General features: G+C 32.1%; 15 protein-coding genes and 1 pseudogene. 2 read left to right on the forward strand and 14 right to left on the reverse strand.

Annotated elements, in window-relative coordinates:
• The 13 genes and pseudogenes from OIU80_RS00495 to OIU80_RS00555 all read right to left on the reverse strand — a co-directional run bounded on the left by OIU80_RS00495 (position 1) and on the right by OIU80_RS00555 (position 16,235).
• Positions 1-1,614 (reverse strand): S8 family serine peptidase, encoded by a 1,614-nt coding sequence (locus OIU80_RS00495; RefSeq protein WP_264285154.1) that lies wholly within the window; start codon positions 1,612-1,614, stop codon positions 1-3.
• A gap of 49 nt (positions 1,615-1,663) precedes the next feature.
• Positions 1,664-2,851 carry a tRNA 2-thiouridine(34) synthase MnmA gene (gene mnmA, locus OIU80_RS00500; protein WP_264285155.1) on the reverse strand — a complete coding sequence of 396 codons (1,188 nt, stop codon included), beginning with the start codon at positions 2,849-2,851 and terminating at the stop codon, positions 1,664-1,666.
• Between the two features lie 498 nt (positions 2,852-3,349).
• On the reverse strand, positions 3,350-4,072 hold the full coding sequence (locus tag OIU80_RS00505) for a toxin-antitoxin system YwqK family antitoxin (protein ID WP_264285156.1): 723 nt from the start codon (positions 4,070-4,072) through the stop codon (positions 3,350-3,352).
• A 101-nt stretch (positions 4,073-4,173) separates the two neighbouring features.
• Positions 4,174-6,081, reverse strand: a complete 1,908-nt coding sequence (gene yidC / locus OIU80_RS00510) for a membrane protein insertase YidC (protein WP_264285157.1) — start codon at positions 6,079-6,081, stop codon at positions 4,174-4,176.
• Positions 6,082-6,147: 66 nt separating this feature from the next.
• Positions 6,148-7,761 carry a CTP synthase gene (locus tag OIU80_RS00515; RefSeq protein WP_264285158.1) on the reverse strand — a complete coding sequence of 538 codons (1,614 nt, stop codon included), beginning with the start codon at positions 7,759-7,761 and terminating at the stop codon, positions 6,148-6,150.
• 593 nt (positions 7,762-8,354) lie between these two features.
• Positions 8,355-8,768 carry a DUF4190 domain-containing protein gene (locus OIU80_RS00520; RefSeq protein ID WP_264285159.1) on the reverse strand — a complete coding sequence of 138 codons (414 nt, stop codon included), beginning with the start codon at positions 8,766-8,768 and terminating at the stop codon, positions 8,355-8,357.
• 335 nt (positions 8,769-9,103) lie between these two features.
• Positions 9,104-9,342, reverse strand: a pseudogene (locus tag OIU80_RS00525) (DUF3820 family protein).
• Positions 9,343-9,611: 269 nt separating this feature from the next.
• On the reverse strand, positions 9,612-9,941 hold the full coding sequence (locus OIU80_RS00530) for a hypothetical protein (protein ID WP_264285160.1): 330 nt from the start codon (positions 9,939-9,941) through the stop codon (positions 9,612-9,614).
• A gap of 81 nt (positions 9,942-10,022) precedes the next feature.
• Positions 10,023-10,253, reverse strand: coding sequence for a DUF3820 family protein (locus OIU80_RS00535; RefSeq protein WP_229990684.1), 231 nt, complete (start codon positions 10,251-10,253; stop codon positions 10,023-10,025).
• A gap of 231 nt (positions 10,254-10,484) precedes the next feature.
• Positions 10,485-12,413, reverse strand: coding sequence for a glucosamine-6-phosphate deaminase (gene nagB / locus OIU80_RS00540; RefSeq protein ID WP_264285161.1), 1,929 nt, complete (start codon positions 12,411-12,413; stop codon positions 10,485-10,487).
• Positions 12,414-12,456: 43 nt separating this feature from the next.
• On the reverse strand, positions 12,457-13,839 hold the full coding sequence (gluP, locus tag OIU80_RS00545; RefSeq protein WP_264285162.1) for a glucose/galactose MFS transporter: 1,383 nt from the start codon (positions 13,837-13,839) through the stop codon (positions 12,457-12,459).
• 181 nt (positions 13,840-14,020) lie between these two features.
• Positions 14,021-14,896 (reverse strand): sugar phosphate nucleotidyltransferase, encoded by an 876-nt coding sequence (locus OIU80_RS00550; protein ID WP_264285163.1) that lies wholly within the window; start codon positions 14,894-14,896, stop codon positions 14,021-14,023.
• A gap of 244 nt (positions 14,897-15,140) precedes the next feature.
• Positions 15,141-16,235 carry a mevalonate kinase family protein gene (locus OIU80_RS00555; RefSeq protein ID WP_264285164.1) on the reverse strand — a complete coding sequence of 365 codons (1,095 nt, stop codon included), beginning with the start codon at positions 16,233-16,235 and terminating at the stop codon, positions 15,141-15,143.
• Positions 16,236-16,633: 398 nt separating this feature from the next.
• Between OIU80_RS00555 and OIU80_RS00560 the strand changes: the two genes are divergently transcribed.
• The gene (locus OIU80_RS00560) at positions 16,634-17,674 is read left to right on the forward strand and encodes a LacI family DNA-binding transcriptional regulator (protein ID WP_264285165.1); all 1,041 of its coding nucleotides are present in this window, start codon (positions 16,634-16,636) and stop codon (positions 17,672-17,674) included.
• 1 nt (position 17,675) lies between these two features.
• On the opposite strand, the gene OIU80_RS00565 is transcribed toward OIU80_RS00560, so the two are convergent.
• Entirely contained in the window at positions 17,676-18,326 is a 651-nt protein-coding gene (locus tag OIU80_RS00565) for a sugar-binding protein (RefSeq protein WP_264285166.1), read from the reverse strand.
• Positions 18,327-18,699: 373 nt separating this feature from the next.
• Between OIU80_RS00565 and OIU80_RS00570 the strand changes: the two genes are divergently transcribed.
• Positions 18,700-19,923, forward strand: coding sequence for an FN3 domain-containing metallophosphoesterase family protein (locus OIU80_RS00570; RefSeq protein ID WP_264285167.1), 1,224 nt, complete (start codon positions 18,700-18,702; stop codon positions 19,921-19,923).
• Positions 19,924-20,120: the final 197 nt, after the last annotated feature.

Below are 20,120 nucleotides of genomic sequence, written 5' to 3' on the forward strand. Positions count from 1 at the left end.
TTATTGTTTTATAATTTTCCCTGTTTTATACAGGTTACTCGCCTCTAAAGTATAAAAATAAATCCCAGAATGTAACGATTGCAACGAAACTATCGAACTCTGATTGGAAATTTGTCTTTCAACTACCTTTTGCCCAAGTAAAGAATATACTGTTAGAAAGGCTTCATTAATATCTTTTGATAAAGTAAAATAAATATCTGAATTTGTTGGATTAGGATATACTAAAAAATCTGATTTATTAATCGAATCAACATTTAAAGCGGTATTCAACGCCAGACTGAAATTGGGAATTCCATAGCCATATTGAATATTCGGAAACGTATATCGATCTGATGATTGCAAAACCAACTGTCGAATCTCCTGATTTGTTTTATTTGGGAAAGCCTGCCATAGACAAGCAATTGTTCCTGCCATTATTGGGCATGAAAAAGAAGTTCCGTTAGTTGTACCAATATTTCCAAAAACATCAGATACTACTGCCGCTGTTCCTTGTGCCATAACATCTGGTTTGATTCTTTGGTCATAACTAGGTCCAATAGAACTAAAAGAAGATAACGTTTTGGTAGCCGTAACTGATCCTACGGTAATTACAGATACAGCATCGGCTGGACCTCCAATATGTTTCTCCGAAGTATTTCCTTCATTACCTGCAGATGCAACTACAATCATTCCTTTACTAAAAGCAATTTCTGCTCCTCTCGAAATATAATTAGCTGTACCATTCATATCACTATAACTATGGCTATAATTTGCATTATCATATCCAAAATACCCCAAAGAAGTCGTAATAATATCAGCTCCTAATCTATCTGCCTCTTCTGCTGCTTCTACCCAAAGCGATTCTTCAACAGGATTCTCTGAAGTATCATCTTCAGTAATAAACAAATAATAGGAAGCATCGGGAGCAGTACCAACTAAAACATTTTCTTTATACCCTCCCATAGTCGATAAAACCTCGGTACCATGAGAAACGCCTGCATAAAAATCCGGATTTCTTAAAACGTAATTATAACCACCTAAAATTTTATTATTATCCCTTAAACGCTGAAAAGTACTTGCTGTATTAACACCTGGAAAACCAGCATCGAGAACGGCAATTATTTTGCCTGAACCTGTATAATTTTGTTGGTGTAGAATTTGCCCATTAAGCATTTGGATCTGATTTGCAGATATTCCATAAGAATAATTCACTGCCGTCTCAAGCTTCTTATTGGTTGATTTTACTTTTTCTGAAGCTATTTTTCTCCCTGTAAGATCTAAAGATTTATTTGCAAAATCGACTTTAGACACAAATGATAATAGTTTAAGAGCATTAATATCTGCTTGTGTTCCCCGAATATGAAGTGCATTTAACCATTTGGATTTTGCCATAACCGTTATTCCTGCGCTTGCTTTTATCTGGTTGATATAAGCCGTTTCAATCGGAATATCTTTAAAGTCCAAAGCAATATTTTGCCTAAGCCTTCTATCCAACGCTCTCTGTGAAAGCATCGATAAAGGATCATCATAATAGGTTTGAGAATTGGGTTTGGCATTAAAATAAACCCATGCTTCTTCTTGCGAGAATGCCGCAGATGAAACCAATAAAAGAAGAAATAGGATATATCTTTTCATAGGCTACTTTTTGGGTTAAGGTAAAAACCTTCCGTAAAAAAGTACTAATCTAAGAAATTACTCCCGAACCAACTAATTCATTATCTAAATACCAAGCTGCAAATTGCCCCTCGGTTATAGCCGATTGTGGCTCATCGAAGTGAATGTACATTCCGCCTTCAAATTGGTGTAAGGTTGCTTTTTGCAAAGGCTGACGGTAACGAATTCTTGCCATTACTTCCATTTGTTCTCCATTTTTTAAAGCCAAATCGGTACGAATCCAGTGTACTTCTGATTTTTCTATAAACAATGCTTTTTTAAACAAACCAGGATGCTGACTCGTTAAACCTGTATAAATCGTATTGGTTGCTACGTCGGTTGCTATGATAAATAATGGATCTGTTGTTCCACCTACATTAAGCCCTTTTCGTTGACCAATAGTAAAATAATGTGCACCCTGATGTTTCCCAACCACTTTACCCATTGTTGGAGCGTAAGGCAGTCTTTGAGATTCAAATTCTAATTCTTTCTCAACAGATAAGTCCTCTGATTTTTCTGAATTATATATTGGATCGTTTTTATCAATTTGCACAATTAAACCATCTTTTGGTTGTAGTTTTTGTTGCAAAAACTCTGGTAAACGTACTTTCCCTATGAAACATAACCCTTGTGAATCTTTCTTTTCAGCAGTAACCAAATCCATTTCAGCAGCAATTTCGCGCACTTCTGGTTTTGTTAATCCTCCTATAGGAAACAATGATTTAGCCAACTGTTCTTGTGACAACTGACATAAAAAATAAGATTGATCTTTATTTGTATCTGCTCCGGCTATAAGTTGGTATACTTTTTCGCCATTAACATCGATTTCTGTTTTTTGACAATAATGCCCTGTAGCTACATAATCAGCTCCAAGACTTAATGCGATTTTCATGAAAACATCAAATTTAATCTCACGATTACACAACACATCCGGGTTTGGTGTGCGTCCTTTTTCATATTCGTTGAACATATAGTCAACGATTTTTTCTTTGTATTCTTCGCTTAAATCAACGGTTTGAAAAGGAATCCCAAGTTTTTCGGCTACCAATAAAGCATCATTACTATCTTCTAACCAAGGACATTCGTTAGAAATAGTAACTGAATCATCATGCCAATTCTTCATAAAAAGACCAATAACCTCATATCCTTGTTGTTGCAACAAATAAGCCGCAACACTAGAATCAACACCTCCGGAAAGTCCTACTACTACACGTTTCATATATTCGAAATCTAAAAAAAATTATTTTGCAAAGTTAATCCTTAATTGCAGATAACAACTATTGTTTCCATTAGTTTATACAATCGAGGAGTAGATAAAAGTTATTATAATTTTTGATTGTATTTTTTTTTAATTTAATTACTTCTAAAAAATGCACTATACTCTTATATTTCAGCTCGTTGGTGTTATTATTTAACACATAGAAACATAGTTTTTTTAGCTTATACATTTCACTTAATCAATAATATAACATAGCTTTATTATGCAAGCTAAGCCACTCTGCACTAAAAGTAATGAAGTTAAAATTTCAACCTGAGACCAATAAACCAAAATTAAAATTAGATAAAAGGAAGATTGAATATACCGAAAGTTAATCTTAATTGTTATCCTAAAGAAGATCTTTTTCTCACCTTGTGGATATAATAGTGGATATAATAATTGATACAAAACACCTAACAGGTTTTAAAAACCTGTTAGGATAAATTAAACTGTGTCACTTTATTTTTTTTTCTTCTCGACTTTATCTGCTGTTTTGTTTGTATTTTTCGGATCGCTCATATTGACTTCTTTTACTAGCTTTCCTTTTTCGAAAAACTGCCAATTACCCGATTTTTTTCCATTTACAAATATCCCTTTTGAAGCAACAACTCCATTTGAATTATTAAAAACCGCTTCTCCGTTAAACTCGTTATTTTTATAGTTTAACTGCTCTAAAACATTTCCGTTTTCGGCATATCTTTTATAAAAACCTTCTTTAACATCGTTTTTATAATTCATTTCTTCCGCAATTTTCCCATTTGGATAAAAAACGGAACGCAGGCCATTTAACTTTCCTTTACTATAATTTTCAATAGTCATTACTGCTGGAGAAGCTTGATGATAGTATTTCCATTCACCCTCAAAAAGCTTATTGATCACTTTTCCTTCACTTACTTTATTCTTCGCTTGATCGTAAAAAATAGTATATGCACTACCGTCGTTGGCACTAAAATCTCTTGTTGCAATTACACTGGCTGCCTTAGTATCATCATAAAACTTAAAAACACCAGTTTCCTTGCCATGACTAAAAGTTCCTTCGTAACGGGGTCTTTTTGATTCCTCATAAGTTCCTTTCCAAAGCCCGTCTTTTTTTCCGTTTTCATCTAGCTTATTTAATGTTTGTGCATTTATAAAAAAAGCATTCAACAAAAGCAATCCGAGTAGTATTCTTTTACAAACCATTTTATATTCTATTTTTATTCTTAACGAAATAGTTCCTTAATAAATTATACGGGTATAAAAAAATCCCGATAAATCGAGATTTTTTTATTTTCAATGTTATATTATTTTTTGCCTTTAGCAGCTTTAGCAGCTTCTTGTTGCTCCATAACTTCTTGTAAACGTCTTTGGAACTTACCTTGTTTTTTAGGCTCTTTTAATTTGTTTTCTTGTATTTGAGCATGAATCTTATCACTATCTACAATATAGTTTTTAATTACAAACATAATTCCGATTGTAATTAAGTTAGAGATAAAGTTATACAAACTCAAACCTGCTCCATACGAGTTGAAGAATATCAACATCATTAGCGGTGATACATAAATCATGATTTTCATCATCTTAGCCATATCTGGCATACCTTCTTGTTGAGGAGCTGCCATTTGTTGATCACCAGATGTCATTTTCATGTAAAAGAAAATCGCAATTGCTGCCAATATTGGGAACAAACTAATATGATCTCCATATAATGGAATATGGAATGGTAATTTTGCGATAGCATCAAATGAAGATAAATCGTCTGCCCATAAGAAGCTTTTTTGTCTTAACTCAAATGCTGATGGGAAAAACTGGAACGAAGCATACATAAACGGAAGTTGTATCAAGGCTGGTATACAACCCGCCATTGGGTTTACTCCTGCTTTATTATACAGCTTCATTGTTTCTTGCTGTTTCTTCATTGGGTCTTTTTTGTATTTTTCTCCCAACTCAGTAATTTCAGGTCGCAATACTTTCATTTTTGCCTGCGACAAGAATGATTTGTAAGTTATTGGCGACATCGCTATTTTTATCAAAATTGTAAAAACAATAATAGCAATACCTAATGATAATCCAATTGTAGAGCTCAAGAATCCAAATAAAGGAATGAAGATAAATTTATTAATCCATCCGAAGATTCCCCAACCTAATGGAATGATTCTTTCTAAATTTGCATCATATGATTTTAAAGTTTTATAATCAGATGGTCCAAAATACCAGCTCATTTTATAATCAATCTCTCCATTTGAAAATGCTAATGGAACATTTGCTTTAAAATCTTTTGTAAATGTTGTATCAACTTTCTCATCTTTAACTAAGTTATGAGAATGTAATCTTGATTTTTCAAAAGGAGTTTTTGTCAATAAAATTGTAGAGAAGAAATGTTGTTTAAAAGCAATAAAACTTACTTTTTCTGGCGTTTCTTCTTTATTTTCTCCTTGACCTACGTAGCTAGTTTTTCCGTCATTATATTCATAATATATCTCTGCATAACGGTTTTCATATGAAACACTTTTTTCGTTTCTATACGTTTTTAAATCCCACTCTAAATCCAAAGGTTTAGATGTATTCAAAACTTTATTTAATCCTTGTGAACGAAGATCAAAACCGATCATATAATCATTTGGCTTTAATACATATTTGTATTCCAAAAATTCATTTGGACCTGCTTTTAAACGCATAGACAATACTTGATCCTCACCATTTTTAGTCAATGTTGGCTCAAAAAATAAATCTTTTGTATTTAAAGTACGATTATCGTTAGTAACCAGTTGAATGTTTAAATTAGCATTGTTGTTTTTAATCAACTCTACTAATTCACCTGATCCTTTTTTAAATTTTTCATATTTCTTTAAAATAGCTTCTACTATATACCCCCCTTTATTGGCGATTTTTAGTTTTACTACATCATTTTCGATAGTTGTATAAGCATCTTTAGCAGAAGGAAGTGTAGCTGAATAAGCAAATCCTCCTAATGTTTTTTGCAATTTTGCCAATTGTAAAGTATCTCCTGGAGTTGTTGCAACTGGTAAAACCGCAGCTTTAGCAGTAGCATCTTTAGCTTGAGCTTCTTGTTTTGCAACTAATTCTTTCTTGGCTTTTTCTGCAGCTATAGTAGCTTCAGAAGGTTTATTTTGATACATTATCCAAATCAAAATACCAAAAATCAATATAAAACCAATAACTGAATTGAGGTCAAATTTTTTTTCTTCCATTATAATTTTTATTCTAAGTTTTATGTTTACGTTTCTTCTGTTTTCAGAAACTTATACAAATACGTATTATTTTTTATGAGCTGTTACCGCTGCAGCTATAAAATTCACAAAAATTGGGTGCGGATTCGCAACTGTACTTTTGTATTCTGGATGGTATTGTACTCCAATAAAAAATGGGTGATCTTTTAATTCTACAATTTCTACCAATCCTGTATCTGGATTTACTCCTGAAGCAATTAATCCGGCCTTTTGCAATTCATCTACATACTGACTGTTATACTCATAACGGTGTCTGTGACGCTCTGAAATAGTTGTTTTACCGTAAATTTTATGTGCCAATGAATCTGGCGTAATATCACATTTCCATGCTCCAAGACGCATTGTTCCTCCTTTATCGGTTACTGTTTTTTGCTCTTCCATTAAATTCACAACTGGATGAGCAGTATTCTCATTCATCTCTGTTGAGTTTGCATCTGTATAACCTAAAATATTACGTGAATATTCGATTACTGACATTTGCATTCCAAGACAAATTCCGAAAAAAGGAACTTTATTTTCACGTGCATAACGCACTGCTTCAATTTTTCCTTCTATTCCTCTTTCTCCAAAACCTGGAGCCACAAGAATTCCGTCTAAACCTTTCAATTTGTCTTCTATATTATCTGCATTAATATGCTCTGAATGTATAGAAACTACATTTACTTTAGTTTCGTTTGAAGCTCCTGCATGAATAAATGCTTCTAAAATTGATTTGTAGCAATCTTGCATTTCTACATATTTACCTATCAAACCAATATTAATTGTATGCTTTGGATTTTTTAATCTTTTCAAGAAAGTGTTCCAGTTTTTTAAATCCGGTGCTGCTTTCTTAGGCAAATCCAATTTCTTTAAAGCAACTACATCTAATCCTTCTTCTAGCATTAAATTAGGTACTTCATATATTGTTGATGCATCGATTGACTGTATTACAGCTTCTCTTTTTACATTACAGAACAAAGCAAGTTTGTTACGTAATTCATCTGAAAGTTCGTGTTCTGTTCTGCAAACTAAAATATCAGCTTTGATCCCACTTTCCATTAAAGTTTTTACAGAGTGTTGTGTTGGTTTTGTTTTTAATTCTCCAGCAGCAGCCAAATATGGCACTAAAGTTAAATGAATTACAATTCCGTTATTCTCTCCCAATTCCCATACTAACTGACGAACTGACTCTATATAAGGCAATGATTCTATATCTCCTACTGTTCCACCGATTTCGGTAATAACAATATCATAATCACCAGATTTACCTAGTAATTGCATTCTATCTTTAATTTCGTTGGTAATATGAGGTACTACCTGTACCGTTTTTCCAAGAAATTCTCCTCTTCTCTCTTTTTCAATAACCGAAAGATATACTCTACCAGTAGTTACGTTATTAGCCTGTGATGTAGGAACGTTAAGAAAACGCTCATAATGTCCTAAATCCAAATCGGTTTCAGCTCCATCATCAGTCACATAACATTCTCCATGCTCATACGGATTCAATGTCCCCGGATCTACATTTATATACGGGTCAAATTTTTGAATAGTTGTGCGATAACCTCTTGCTTGTAACAATTTTGCTAAAGACGCTGCGATAATCCCTTTTCCTAGTGAAGAAGTCACACCACCTGTAACAAAAATATATTTCGTTTGATTCATTCTGTTGTTGTTTGTATTGTAGTTGTGTAAAAAACGTGGCAAAAGTACAAATTAAATTGGACAAATTGTCAATTAGATAATTAGATAATTTCCATTTTTTTAAACAGAACGTTTAGTTGTTTCCGTAATTCACAATTTTTCTTTTCAAATAGACTCCATTTTAATCAATCTATTTATTCAGTCTTAATTTTTATATTACAACTAAGTTATAAAATGAAAAAACAAAAAATATAGAACTGCAAATGATATCAAAAGTCAATACTAACTTAAAATTAGAAAAATTAATTATTTTATTAATAACCAAACGGGCTATTAATTGAATTAGAAAAAATGAAAAAATTTTTAAGCCGTAGGCATTGTAAGCAATTGCCTGCTTGAAATTGAAATTCAGAATTTGAGAAAAGGCCCTTGTTAAACCGCGGCTTTTACAATAACTGATTGGCATACCTTCACAAGTAGAGCGTATTCCAAAATTTAAAAAAGTTGACAAATAGGAATAAAAAAAGATAAACATAATTAATATAATAAAAATTAAGTTTATCTTTTTATAAGAATCTATTCCGTAAGAAGTTTTTATTTCCAAAGAATATATATTATTTCTCTACTTCTACTTTAACTGTATCTGTTGTTACTTCTACACTATTTTCTAAAGAATCTTGTAGTTTTTCTGTTTCAGCATTTATAGAATCTAAAGCTTTACCGATCTCGTCTTTATGAGACACAACAGCAGAACCGATAGTTCCTACAACAACTAACATCCATATAATAACAAAAGCTGTTGCAACTATCCCTAGTATTAAACCTGCTTTTGGCATTGTAGTGGGAGCGTTTTCTTTTTTTGCTTGCGATAAGCCAATTGCTCCAAAAATGATAGCTAGTACTCCAAAAAGTATTGCAATTAAACCGAAACAAGGAATAAATGCTGCTATAGCAGCTACTATTCCTAATACTAAAGCTGCAATACCCATTCCTTGACCTGCATTCGACGTAGGTAGATTGTTTTCCATATATTTTATATCTTAATTATTACAAAAATAAAAAAACACATACACAAACCCGATAGATCGACTATAAGTTATTAACAATTAAATAAAAAGATTTTTCTTATCCTTTTATTTTACACTGTTTTTATACTCTCTGGATTTAAGATTAACTTAGGTTTTATACGCCTTAGAAATCAACTTGATAAGTTATTAGTCTAAAAATAAATTATAATAATCCTGGATATTTTTTTTCGATTTGCATTATAAAGCTTTAAAATAGATTTTAAAAAAGTTGTAGCTTTTTTTAGGAAGTTGCGTAGTATATACTCTACGTTTCCAAAAAATATAAGCTGTGTTGTTTACGGTTTCGGATATCGCTTTTTAATATTACGAATTAATTCCTCCAAACCATTTAATTTTAATTCGTAAACCAATTGTAATTGCAATCCCAATTCACCTTTTGAAAATCCTTTATTACTATACCAAACTACATAATATTCAAGAAGATTGATTAAATATCTGCCTTCGTATATCCCGAAAGGCATTTGGCGTGAGTTAATTTTATGAGAAGTTTTTGTCTTGTTCTATTTTTTAAAATAAAAAAAACAAGAACAAAGAATATAGAACTCTCTTTCTTGCTTCTCTTGCAAAGCTATTATTATTATTTTCTTTTTATCTACAGATTATTTTAAAAAAAACATTTTAATCTGCGCAATCTATGAATAACAAATCTATTAAAAATCTAATTCATGAAGAAAAAACAAATAAATTGTGCTAGAAATAGATATAGAAAATCAGGATATCTTATCTATATAAAACGGTTCAATTAACTTAAAATAATAAAATTACAAAAATATGTTAAATCTCCTATCTCAGCATTTGAGTCCCCATCCAATAAAATATTACTAAAATAAAAACGACAACAATTGCAACAGCAATTATTCCTACCCATAATCCAATCTGTGAAATAAGTAAAGAACTATTACTTTTTCTTGCTTGAGACATGCCGATTGTTGCTGAGATTACAGAAACAAAGCCAAGAAAAACTGCCAACAACCCAAAAGGTATTCCAATTATAGGACTTATAAAAGTTGTCACACAACATAACCCTGCCGAAATTATTGCAATAGTTGACAATATGAACGACAATACACTTAAAACCTGACCCGAACTTGATTTTTTAATACTATTTTCCATTTACCAAATTAAATTTCAATACACAAAAATAAAAATGATTAGCAAATCATCTACAAAATCCAAAACTATCTTAATACTTTTTTACGGTTTCGGATATCGCTTCTTAATATTACGAATTAACTCCTCCAAACCATTTAATTTTAATTCGTAAACCAATTGCAATTGCAATCCTAATTCACCTTTTGGAAATCCTTTATTGCTATACCAAACTACGTAATATTCAGGCAAATCAATAAGAAAACGTCCTTCGTACTTCCCGAAGGGCATTTTTGTATGTGCCAATTTTATAAGCTCTTTTTTATTTTGTTCCATGTTTTTTAAGAAGAAAAAAATAAGAAAATAGAATATGGACTTATTCTCTTTCTTACTTCTTGTTGGTACAAAGCTATTCTAATTTTTATTTTTTTGCCACAGATTAAAAGAATTAAAATGATTTCGCCACGAATTCCCGAATTAGGTTTAAATATAATTCGGGAATTCGTGGCGAATATTATAAAGCCCTAAAAAACTTAGAATCTTAGTAACTCAGAACCTTAACAACTTCTAAAAGTGCCATCTCACGAAGGCTTCCATTGCAGCATAACGTGATAATCCTAATTCATTGTATAATTGTGCTGTTTCACTGTTTCTATCTTCGGCTCTTTGCCAGAATTCACGTGCATCTGATCCTTGGAATACAACTCCATCTTTTTGCGATTGGTGTTTGAAGATTCCGTGACGTTTTGCTAATACCTGATCTGGACTCATTGGTACTGCCATTTCTATTTCGTCAATTCCCCATTCTTGCCAAGCTCCTCTGTACAACCAAACCCAACAGTCTTTCATATAGTCTTTTGATTTTAATTGTTTTACTGCTTCAAAAATTGCATCCAAACATACTTTATGTGTTCCGTGTGGATCGGCTAAATCTCCTGCTGCATATATTTGATGTGGCTTGATTTTATCGATTAAATCCATTGTTAATTGGATATCTTCTTTTCCAATTGGTTTTTTCTCGATTGTTCCTGTTTCATAAAACGGAAGCTCCATAAAATGAATTTGTTCGTCTGGTAAACCTACAAAGTGGCTAGTCGAACGTGCTTCTCCTTTTCTGATTAATCCTTTGATGTAACGTACTTCTGGAATATCAATCTCGCTATTCTTTTTGTTTGTTAAGAATGTTACTGCCTTTTGGTAGATATTTTCTGCTTCGACACTTTTGATTCCAAATTTTTCGTTGTAATCGGTAACGAATCTTGCAAATCGCAATGCTTCATCATCAGCTACAGCTATATTTCCAGAGGTTTGATATGCTACGTGTACTTCATGTCCTTGTTCTTGCAAACGCATGAATGTTCCTCCCATACTAATGATATCATCATCTGGATGTGGGCTAAATATCAATACTCTTTTTCTTGCTGGTTCAGCTCTTTCTGGTCGTTTGGTATCATCCGCATTTGGTTTTCCTCCTGGCCATCCTGTAATGGTATTTTGCAATTTGTTGAATATCTTTATATTGATATCATAAGCTGGTCCTGAATCTGCCAATAAATCACTCATTCCATTTTCGATATAATCGGCATCGGTAAGCATTAAAATTGGTTTCTTTAAATCTAAGGCTAATCCTAAAACAGCTTTACGAGTTAATTTGTCTGTCCAAACAATTTTCTCTACTAACCATGGTCTGTTGATTCTTGTTAGTTTTGATGATGCTTCTTTGTCTAAAACAAAAACAACATTGTTATGCTCTTGCAAAAATGACGCAGGAATTCTATTGGTAACTTCTCCTTCTACAGATTTTTTTACAACCTCTGCTTTTCCTTCTCCCCAAGCTAATAAGATAACTTGTTTGGCTTCCATTATCTTTTTTACTCCAAGTGTAATAGCTGTTCTTGGCGTGTTGTTTAATCCAAAAAAGTCTTTACTTGCTGCAACTCTTGTTATGTGATCTAACGCTACTAATCTTGTTTTTGAGTTTTGTAATGAACCTGATTCGTTGAATCCGATGTGTCCATTGGCTCCAATTCCAAGAACCTGCAAATCGATTCCTCCTAAAGCTTCGATTCTAGCTTCATAATCTGCACAATAATCTGCAATTTCTTCTTTTGATAAAAGTCCGTCTGGAATATGGTAATTTTCAGGTAAAATATCTACTTGATCCATCAACAATTCTTTCATGAATCGCACGTAACTATTTACTGAATCCGGTTCCATTGGATAGTATTCGTCCAGATTAAAAGTGATTACGTTTTTAAAACTTAATCCTTCTTCTTTGTGTAAACGTACTAACTCAGCATACAACCCTTTTGGAGAAGATCCTGTTGCTAATCCTAATACACATGATTCATTTTTTTCTTGTTTTGACTTGATAAGTGCCGCTATTTGCTGCGCAACTGCTTTAGATGCTTCGGTTGAATTTTCAAAAACTACTGTGTCAATGTTTTCGAATCGCTTTTCGAAACCTGTTGCCTTATCTATGGAACTTTTTAACATTATTCGCTTCTTTTTATATTTACTTTATTTATTTATCCTGTTTTTATTTGCGAGACCAACTTCTGTATTTATGCCCTTTAAATGCAAAAAATATAATCATTAAGTAGCATGGTACTAGCATTAAATATGCTATTTGATTTCCGCTTTTAGCAGTTTTAGCAACTCCATTTGCTATATTACTTGTATTAATGCTTTCTGCCCAAGCTCCATAAACTAAAGGGAAAATTGCCCCTCCTATAATACCCATGATTAAAATTGCGCTTCCTATTTTGGTATATCCTTTTAAATCCGCAAGTGCCATTGGCCATATTGCTGGCCAGCAAAGTGCATTTGCAAGTCCCATTAATGCTACTAAAATAACTACTAATGGTATAGCTGGAATCCCCGAAAACTGAACCGTTATTTCTGGTGATATAACAACTATTAAAATTACTAAAATTAATCCTAAAATTCCAGATGCTTTTAATGCAGTAACTTGAGAAAGATATTTAGGTATTAATGTAATCCCTAAAACATATCCTACTACCATCGCCGACATTGTAAATGAAGTTAATTTTAAATAAAAATTACCGTCTTTACCATACACGCCAAGTTCTTTTCCGAATCCTCCGATAGAATCTCCTGCTAAAACTTCGGCTGCTAAATATAACATTAGAGTTATTACTCCTAAAACTAATTGTGGGTGTTTGAAAGCATTTTTTATTTGCTTAAAAATACTTAAATGCAGTACATCACCTTCTTCATCCAAATCAATTTCTGGTAACGGAGATAGCTTAACTAAAAGTGCCAAAACCAAAATAACCAATCCCATATAAAGATATGGCGTTTGCAATTGTAATGTGAGCAAATTTAGGGCTTCTGTTTTAGAAACCTCGTCTAAAAGTGCAATTTTATCTGCTGTGTATTCTTGCATATTTGATAACACCAAAGCTGTCAGGGCTAATGGCGCTATAAATCCTGCAAATTTATTTGCGATTCCTAAAACACTAATTCTTGCAGCAGCGCTTTCTCTTGGTCCAATAACTACTACGTAAGGATTTGCTGCAGTTTGTAAAATTGCCAAACCTGTTCCCATGGTAAATAATGCCAATAAAAAGAATACAAAAGTTCTTGTTGCTGCTGCTGGATAAAACATAAAAGCTCCTACTGCAATTACAATTAAACCAAGTGAAATTCCGTTTTTATATCCCACTTTCTCGATAACCCAAGATGATGGAATTGCCATAACAAAATAAGCGATATAAAAAGCAAATGTTACAAAATAAGCTTGAGAAGCGGTTAGCTCACAAGCTAACTCAAAAAAAGGAATTAAAGGCCCATTAAGCCAGGTAACAAATCCTAGAATAAAAAATAATGCGGTTAAAATAACCATAGGAATAATTGTACTCCTTTGGCCTATACTTACTGCGCTTTCAATCTTTGACATAATTTTTTTTTGGTTGATGGTTAATTGATTAGTTGTTTTTTTCAATCTAAAATAGCACCAACACTTTCATAATTTTTGCAAATTCATCACAGCTTGTTGCGATTTTTTTGCAATACTACGACAAAAGTAGTTCAATAAGTTCTTCTTATTCCTAAATTAGATATGAAATTTTTGTTAATTTTTATGATTCCCAGTTTAATTCTGGGTAGTATTTTTTTAGATATTCTTTTACTTCTGCAATATCTTCTTTGGCTGTTAAATCTGGAACATGCTCAGAAAAAGGGATTCCTAAAGCGGTATTTGGGTTGTCTTTTATTGTATTTAAAAGTACTGTTGGCAATTCTTTTTCGTCTCTTTCAGGATTAACTGGACAGTTTTTCAAATAAGGATATAACATTGCTCCATCAAATTTAAAAGCATTCATACTTACTCTTAATTTTCCTTCCGAGTCTTTGTATTTTTCTAAATCGTCTGCGGTTGGTTTTTCTAAAATATCCAATAAGTGGTTATTTTCATCTAGCTTGGCAATTGCAAAACGCGAAATTCTTTCGGATGGAAAATCTAATGCATCACGGTCGTAGCCTATAAAAGCATTTGGACTATTCGTTTCTCTTAGCGCAAGCAATGCTGCTGTAGAATATAAATTATCACTATTACAAGCGGAGTAACTTTGAGTATTCATCTCTGGATATTGGGCTACTGCTTGAAATAATGCATCGGCTGTACCAAACGGCTTTACTCTTCCTTCTGGAATATACTGTACTGCAAATGAAATATTTAATCCATGAAAATCATTATTTTTATCTTGGTTTCCGTAAAATTCTTTAAACAATTCTCCTTGTTCTCCTATAATAATAATGATGTTTTTATATCCTGCTTTTTTTGCATTTAGCAAGAGATAATCCAACAAGGGTCTTCCGTTAGGACCTACTCCTATTAAGCCTTTACTTCTTTCATTCGCCTGAGCGATTTCTTCTTCGGTTAAATTATTTAATACAACTTCTTTTTTCATTCGAGAAGATGCACCGCCTGCTAAAATAATTAAATTGTCATGCATGATTTTTTCTTTAAAATTTTAATATTATTATATTGTTATACCTTGTTTTGGCTTAATTACTACGTCTGTTCGCTTTGCTCGAGCCGAAAAATGCCATTTAACGCATAGAAACATAGTCTTAAATTATCAAGAAGCTATTCTAGAGAATTATAATTTTTCCGCATAGCTCTACTCTATATGGTTTCTTTTGAATGAAACGCCTTTTTTAGACTTTGCAAATTATGATTCTATGGGTTAAAAAAAATTACACTAAACTAGGTTGTTCTATTATTCTTGCTCCTGGATCTACGGTTACTGTATAGGCTTCTTTTGCTCCAGCAGCCAATATTGCAGCTACAACTGCATCTTCTTTTTTAGGATCTGCAATTACAACAATGCTTCCACCACCACCTGAACCAACAATCTTGGCACCATAAGCTCCTGCGCGCAATGCGGCATTAATCATATCGTCGATTTTTGGTACTGTTATTTTTAATAAATCTCTTAAAACTGCATGATGCATATTCATTAATTCACCAATTCTTACCAAATCAAGCGTTGGTTTATCAAATTCTTTTAATGCTTCTTTTGTATATTGATAGTTCTTTATAGCTGCTTCAAAAAACGGAATCAATCTGTCTGGTAAATAATTACGATATTTATCTATATCTTCTAATTCGGTTTTATGTAAATCAAAATCTTTGAAATTCTGTTTTATAATATCGATAGCCAATAATGCATTGCCTTTTAATTCTCCTATTAACCCAATTGTTTCCTTTGGAACTCCAGAAACTCCTGTAATTAATCCTTTTAATTCTGTGCCAATTATGTTGTACGAGAACGGAACGCTTGTATTAATATGAACAATATTCCCTACTCCTATACTAAAATGATCCATCATTCCGCCTGGCTCTCCATGCTCCAAAACTTCTGATGCATATCCCATTTGCGCTATAAATTCAGGAGTCACCTCGCAATCAACGCCATAAGCAGTTATCAAAAAATTAATCCATGCCATTAATAATGCCGATGAACTTGATGTCCCTGAATTAATAGGAATATCTCCTTTTACAGTTATATCATATCCTACAGTAGGAATACAGCCGTGTCTTCTTAAAACTCGTAACGAAGAAGCGAAGTAGTCACGTGGCTCTAATTCTACAAAAGTTGCATTGATATCAATGACTCTAACTTCATTAATATCCTCCATGTTTAGTTTAAAAACTGAAGTCTCATTTTGTATTGCTGTCAATTGTATATTCCTATTTATTGCACAAGCTATAACAGGCAATCCTAAATAATCTTGATGATCCCCAAAAAGGCACGTTCTTCCTGGTGCCAACGATATAATTTTCTTCACTTTTATAATATATTAAAATACTGCAATACTGCTTATTACACTATTATTTGTTCGTAAAATAGGTTTTTATTTTAATTTCAACTTTACGAAACTAGATATTAAATTTTAATTAACCTAAGAAAAAACAAAAAATGTGCTCGAACACACTTAAATAATGTTATCGAGCACACTTATATATATGCCTGAAAATATTGATAAAAATCTTCTTGAAAATTATTAAGATTTTTACGTTAATTGAAACTAAGAATACCTAATTTTATATTTTTATTTTGCATACAAATTTTTCAGTACATTATTTATTACAGAACCAAATACTTCATTACAAATTAAAAAGCCATTTACTTTATAAATATTTCCTAAAAAAAATAAATACAAAGTTTTTATATATTTGCCTCCTTATGAATAAAAAATATACGATTAAAGATATTGCTAAATTAGCAGGTGTTTCGAAAGGTACTGTTGACAGGGTATTGCATAAAAGAGGAAAAGTTTCTCCGCTGGCTCTAGAAAAAGTAAACGAAGTTTTAAATGTAATTGATTACGAACCCAATCTTATTGCTCGAAATTTAAAGAACAATAAGATTTATCAGATCTGTATTTTATTACCTGATCCTGAAATCGATCCCTATTGGCTTCCCTGCATCCAAGGAATAAAAGATGCTGTTCAGGAATTTAAAGCCTACAATATACTTGTTGAAACATTTTATTTTAATCCTGAGAAAACAAAATCGTTTACAAACACCAATGAAACTATTATAGAGAAATCGCCAGATGCAGTTTTGTTAGCACCATTATTCCATAAGGAAACATTGGATGCTATAAAAAAATACGATTCTTTAAATATCATTGTAAATACATTTAATAATCAGGTAGAATCTACTTTAATAAAGAATTTTGTTGGACAAGATTTATTTAGAAGTGGTCGCGTAGCAGCCAAATTATTAAATACAATTCTAATCAGAGGACATATTGCTATTATACATATTGACGAAACCTACAAGAATGCAATTCACATGCAGGAAAAAGAAAGAGGTTTCAGAAATTATTTTAGCGAGAAAGAAGACCTTGATTATAAGATTACGACTTTAAAACTAAAAAGTCCAAATGTAGAAGTTACTCTTAAAAATTTCATTAGTGAAAATCCTGATTTAGCTGGTGTTTTTATTACTACATCCAAGGCATATCAAATAGCCAAAACTATTAGTGAGATTAAGGATAAAAAAATCCGAATCATTGGGTACGATTTAATCGACGAGAATGTAAACAATCTAAATCTTGGTGTAATTGATTTCCTGATTCATCAAAACCAAAAAAGACAAGCTTATCTTGGCATAACATACCTTGTAGAGCATTTCCTTTTTCATAAAGAAACTCCTGCTGTTACACTCTTACCTATTGATATTATTAATTCCGAAAATGCCGATTTTTATCTGGAATAATCTAGTCTTCCAAAGTTAAGATTCCAAACGATGATGAAATATGAAAATTGGGTGTTTCGGTATCAGGATTCACCCAAGTGATCCAAGTGGGTTCATAATCAGAGCTATCTGTTTTAGAATATTTGGCTCTAAAAATTCCCGTTTCGATTTGGTTATTCTTTATTAAATCAAATTGCTTCAGGGATGCAATACGTATCGCGCCTTCTACTACAAAAGAATCCTCATTTACAGATGATTTAACTACTAAATCATCTTTTGGCCATGACCAATCAAAATTAAAATTCTTATCAGGATACGCTATAAAATCCATTACCCTGGCTTTAGTATCAATCTCCATGCAATAATACGGATTAAGTGAACTATTTGGTCTAAAAAAGAGTTCTACCCTATCAGAATTATTGATACTATCAATACTATCGTCTTCCTCTTCTATATGAATTTCAGAATCATATACTGTAAAACAAAAAAATAATTGCTCGGCATCCCATAAGGCTTTAAACTCGATTCGGGAAACTGCTTTAGAATCCCAAGGCGAACAAAAATCATCTAGGATAACTGCTGTTTTCCATAATTCAGAATCACCTTTTCCAGATACAATTAATTGGTTTACAGCTATTGATTTTACTTCATAATTCTTAATTCCCTGATTCATATTATTCTTCAATTATCTTTTTGATACAAATATTCCAACAATACAAATATAATGTGCTCGAACACATTTTGCAATACTTTTCTTTGTTTAATAAAATATAATCTATAGTTTCGTTTCAATTTACAACAAACTAACAACCATTTTAACTATAAATAATACTTTAGTATATAATTCATTATTTTTTTCTAACACATAAAAACATAGATCTTATAACTCAAAAAGAATGCAAAAAAGAAACTTTTTTCTTTCACATAGCTAACTATGTCCGCTTTAAATAAGTAAAATACCTTTTTTGGAAGTACTTAACCTATGTAGCTATGTATCAAAAATAATTACATCCAACAGATTATAAATAACCAAAATTTTATCTTTTATGAAAGAAGAAAAAAACTCTCGTCGTTCCTTCTTAACAAAAACTATAGCAGGTATTTCGGGATCTGTTATAGCAACGAGCATACCATTATCGGCTTTAGCATCAAACACAAATACTGAAGTACTAGACGCTAAACATGATTTTTTAACAAAGCCCTATTTGCAAGCTCCTACAAGTGATAGCATTACAATAATGTGGCTTACGAACCTACTTTGCTTAAATTGGGTAGAATATGGAGAAACCGAGAAATTAGGAACCAAAGCGCAACAATGTGCTCACGGTATGATGAATACCAACTCTAAAATCAATACGGTAACACTCAAAAATCTCAAACCAGATACCAAATATTTTTATAAGGTTTTCTCTAAACAAATTCTAGATTTCCAACCTTACAAAATCACTTTTGGAAATATTATAAGCAGTGAAACCTATCAGTTTAATACACTCGACCCAAAAGCAAAAGAAGTAAGCTGGCTGGTTCTTAATGATATACATGACCGACCGGAATCTTTTGGCGAACTCATACATCTCAACCAAAATGAGCCCTACGATTTTGTTTTCCTTAACGGAGATATGTTTGACTATCAAACGGATGAAAAACAAATAATCGATCATTTACTCCATCCTTGCAGCTTATTTTCGGCAGAAAAACCTTTTATGTTTGTGAGAGGAAATCACGAAACCAGAGGTAAATTCTCAAGAAATCTATTAGATTATTATTACAATTATAACAAGAAGGAATATTACACTTTCCAGATGGGTCCTGTTTTTACAATTGTTTTAGATACTGGTGAAGATAAAAAAGACTCTCATCCTGTATATGGTGGAACTGTTAATTACGATTCTTATCGCGAAGAACAAGCTGTTTGGCTAGAAAAACAAATGAAATCTAAAGCTTTTAAAAATGCTCCGTTTCGTGTAGTAATGATGCATATCCCTCATTATCATTCTGATGAAGAACACGGAACTACAGAATGCCGCAGACTATTTGGTACTTTATTCGAAAAATACAAAATCGACTTGTTTGTTGCAGGACACACACACGAATACGGAATGTTTGAACCAAATACCGATCACTCCTATCATTTTGTTATAGGTGGTGGTCCTGAAACTGGAATTAGAACTTTAATACGAATTAAAGCCAATTCTAAAGTTTTAAATTTACAAATGCTTAATGATTCAGGGAAAGAAATAGGCTTGTTTACACTTAATACCAAAAGGTAAGATTATCTCTTTTAAAATCGCTTTTTTTATTTCTAATATTCCAATTTGGATTTTACAAAAATTGGCTCAAATTTAAGTAATCAACCCCCTTCAAATGACTTCCAATATTTGAAGGGATTCAAGAGTATTAACTCAACCAAAAAAACACATTAAAACTTCAATTCTAAAGACCATTATTGATACTATATTATTGTTTT

This window comes from Flavobacterium frigoritolerans, from assembly GCF_025847275.1.
GTDB classification, from domain to species: Bacteria; Bacteroidota; Bacteroidia; order Flavobacteriales; family Flavobacteriaceae; genus Flavobacterium; species Flavobacterium frigoritolerans.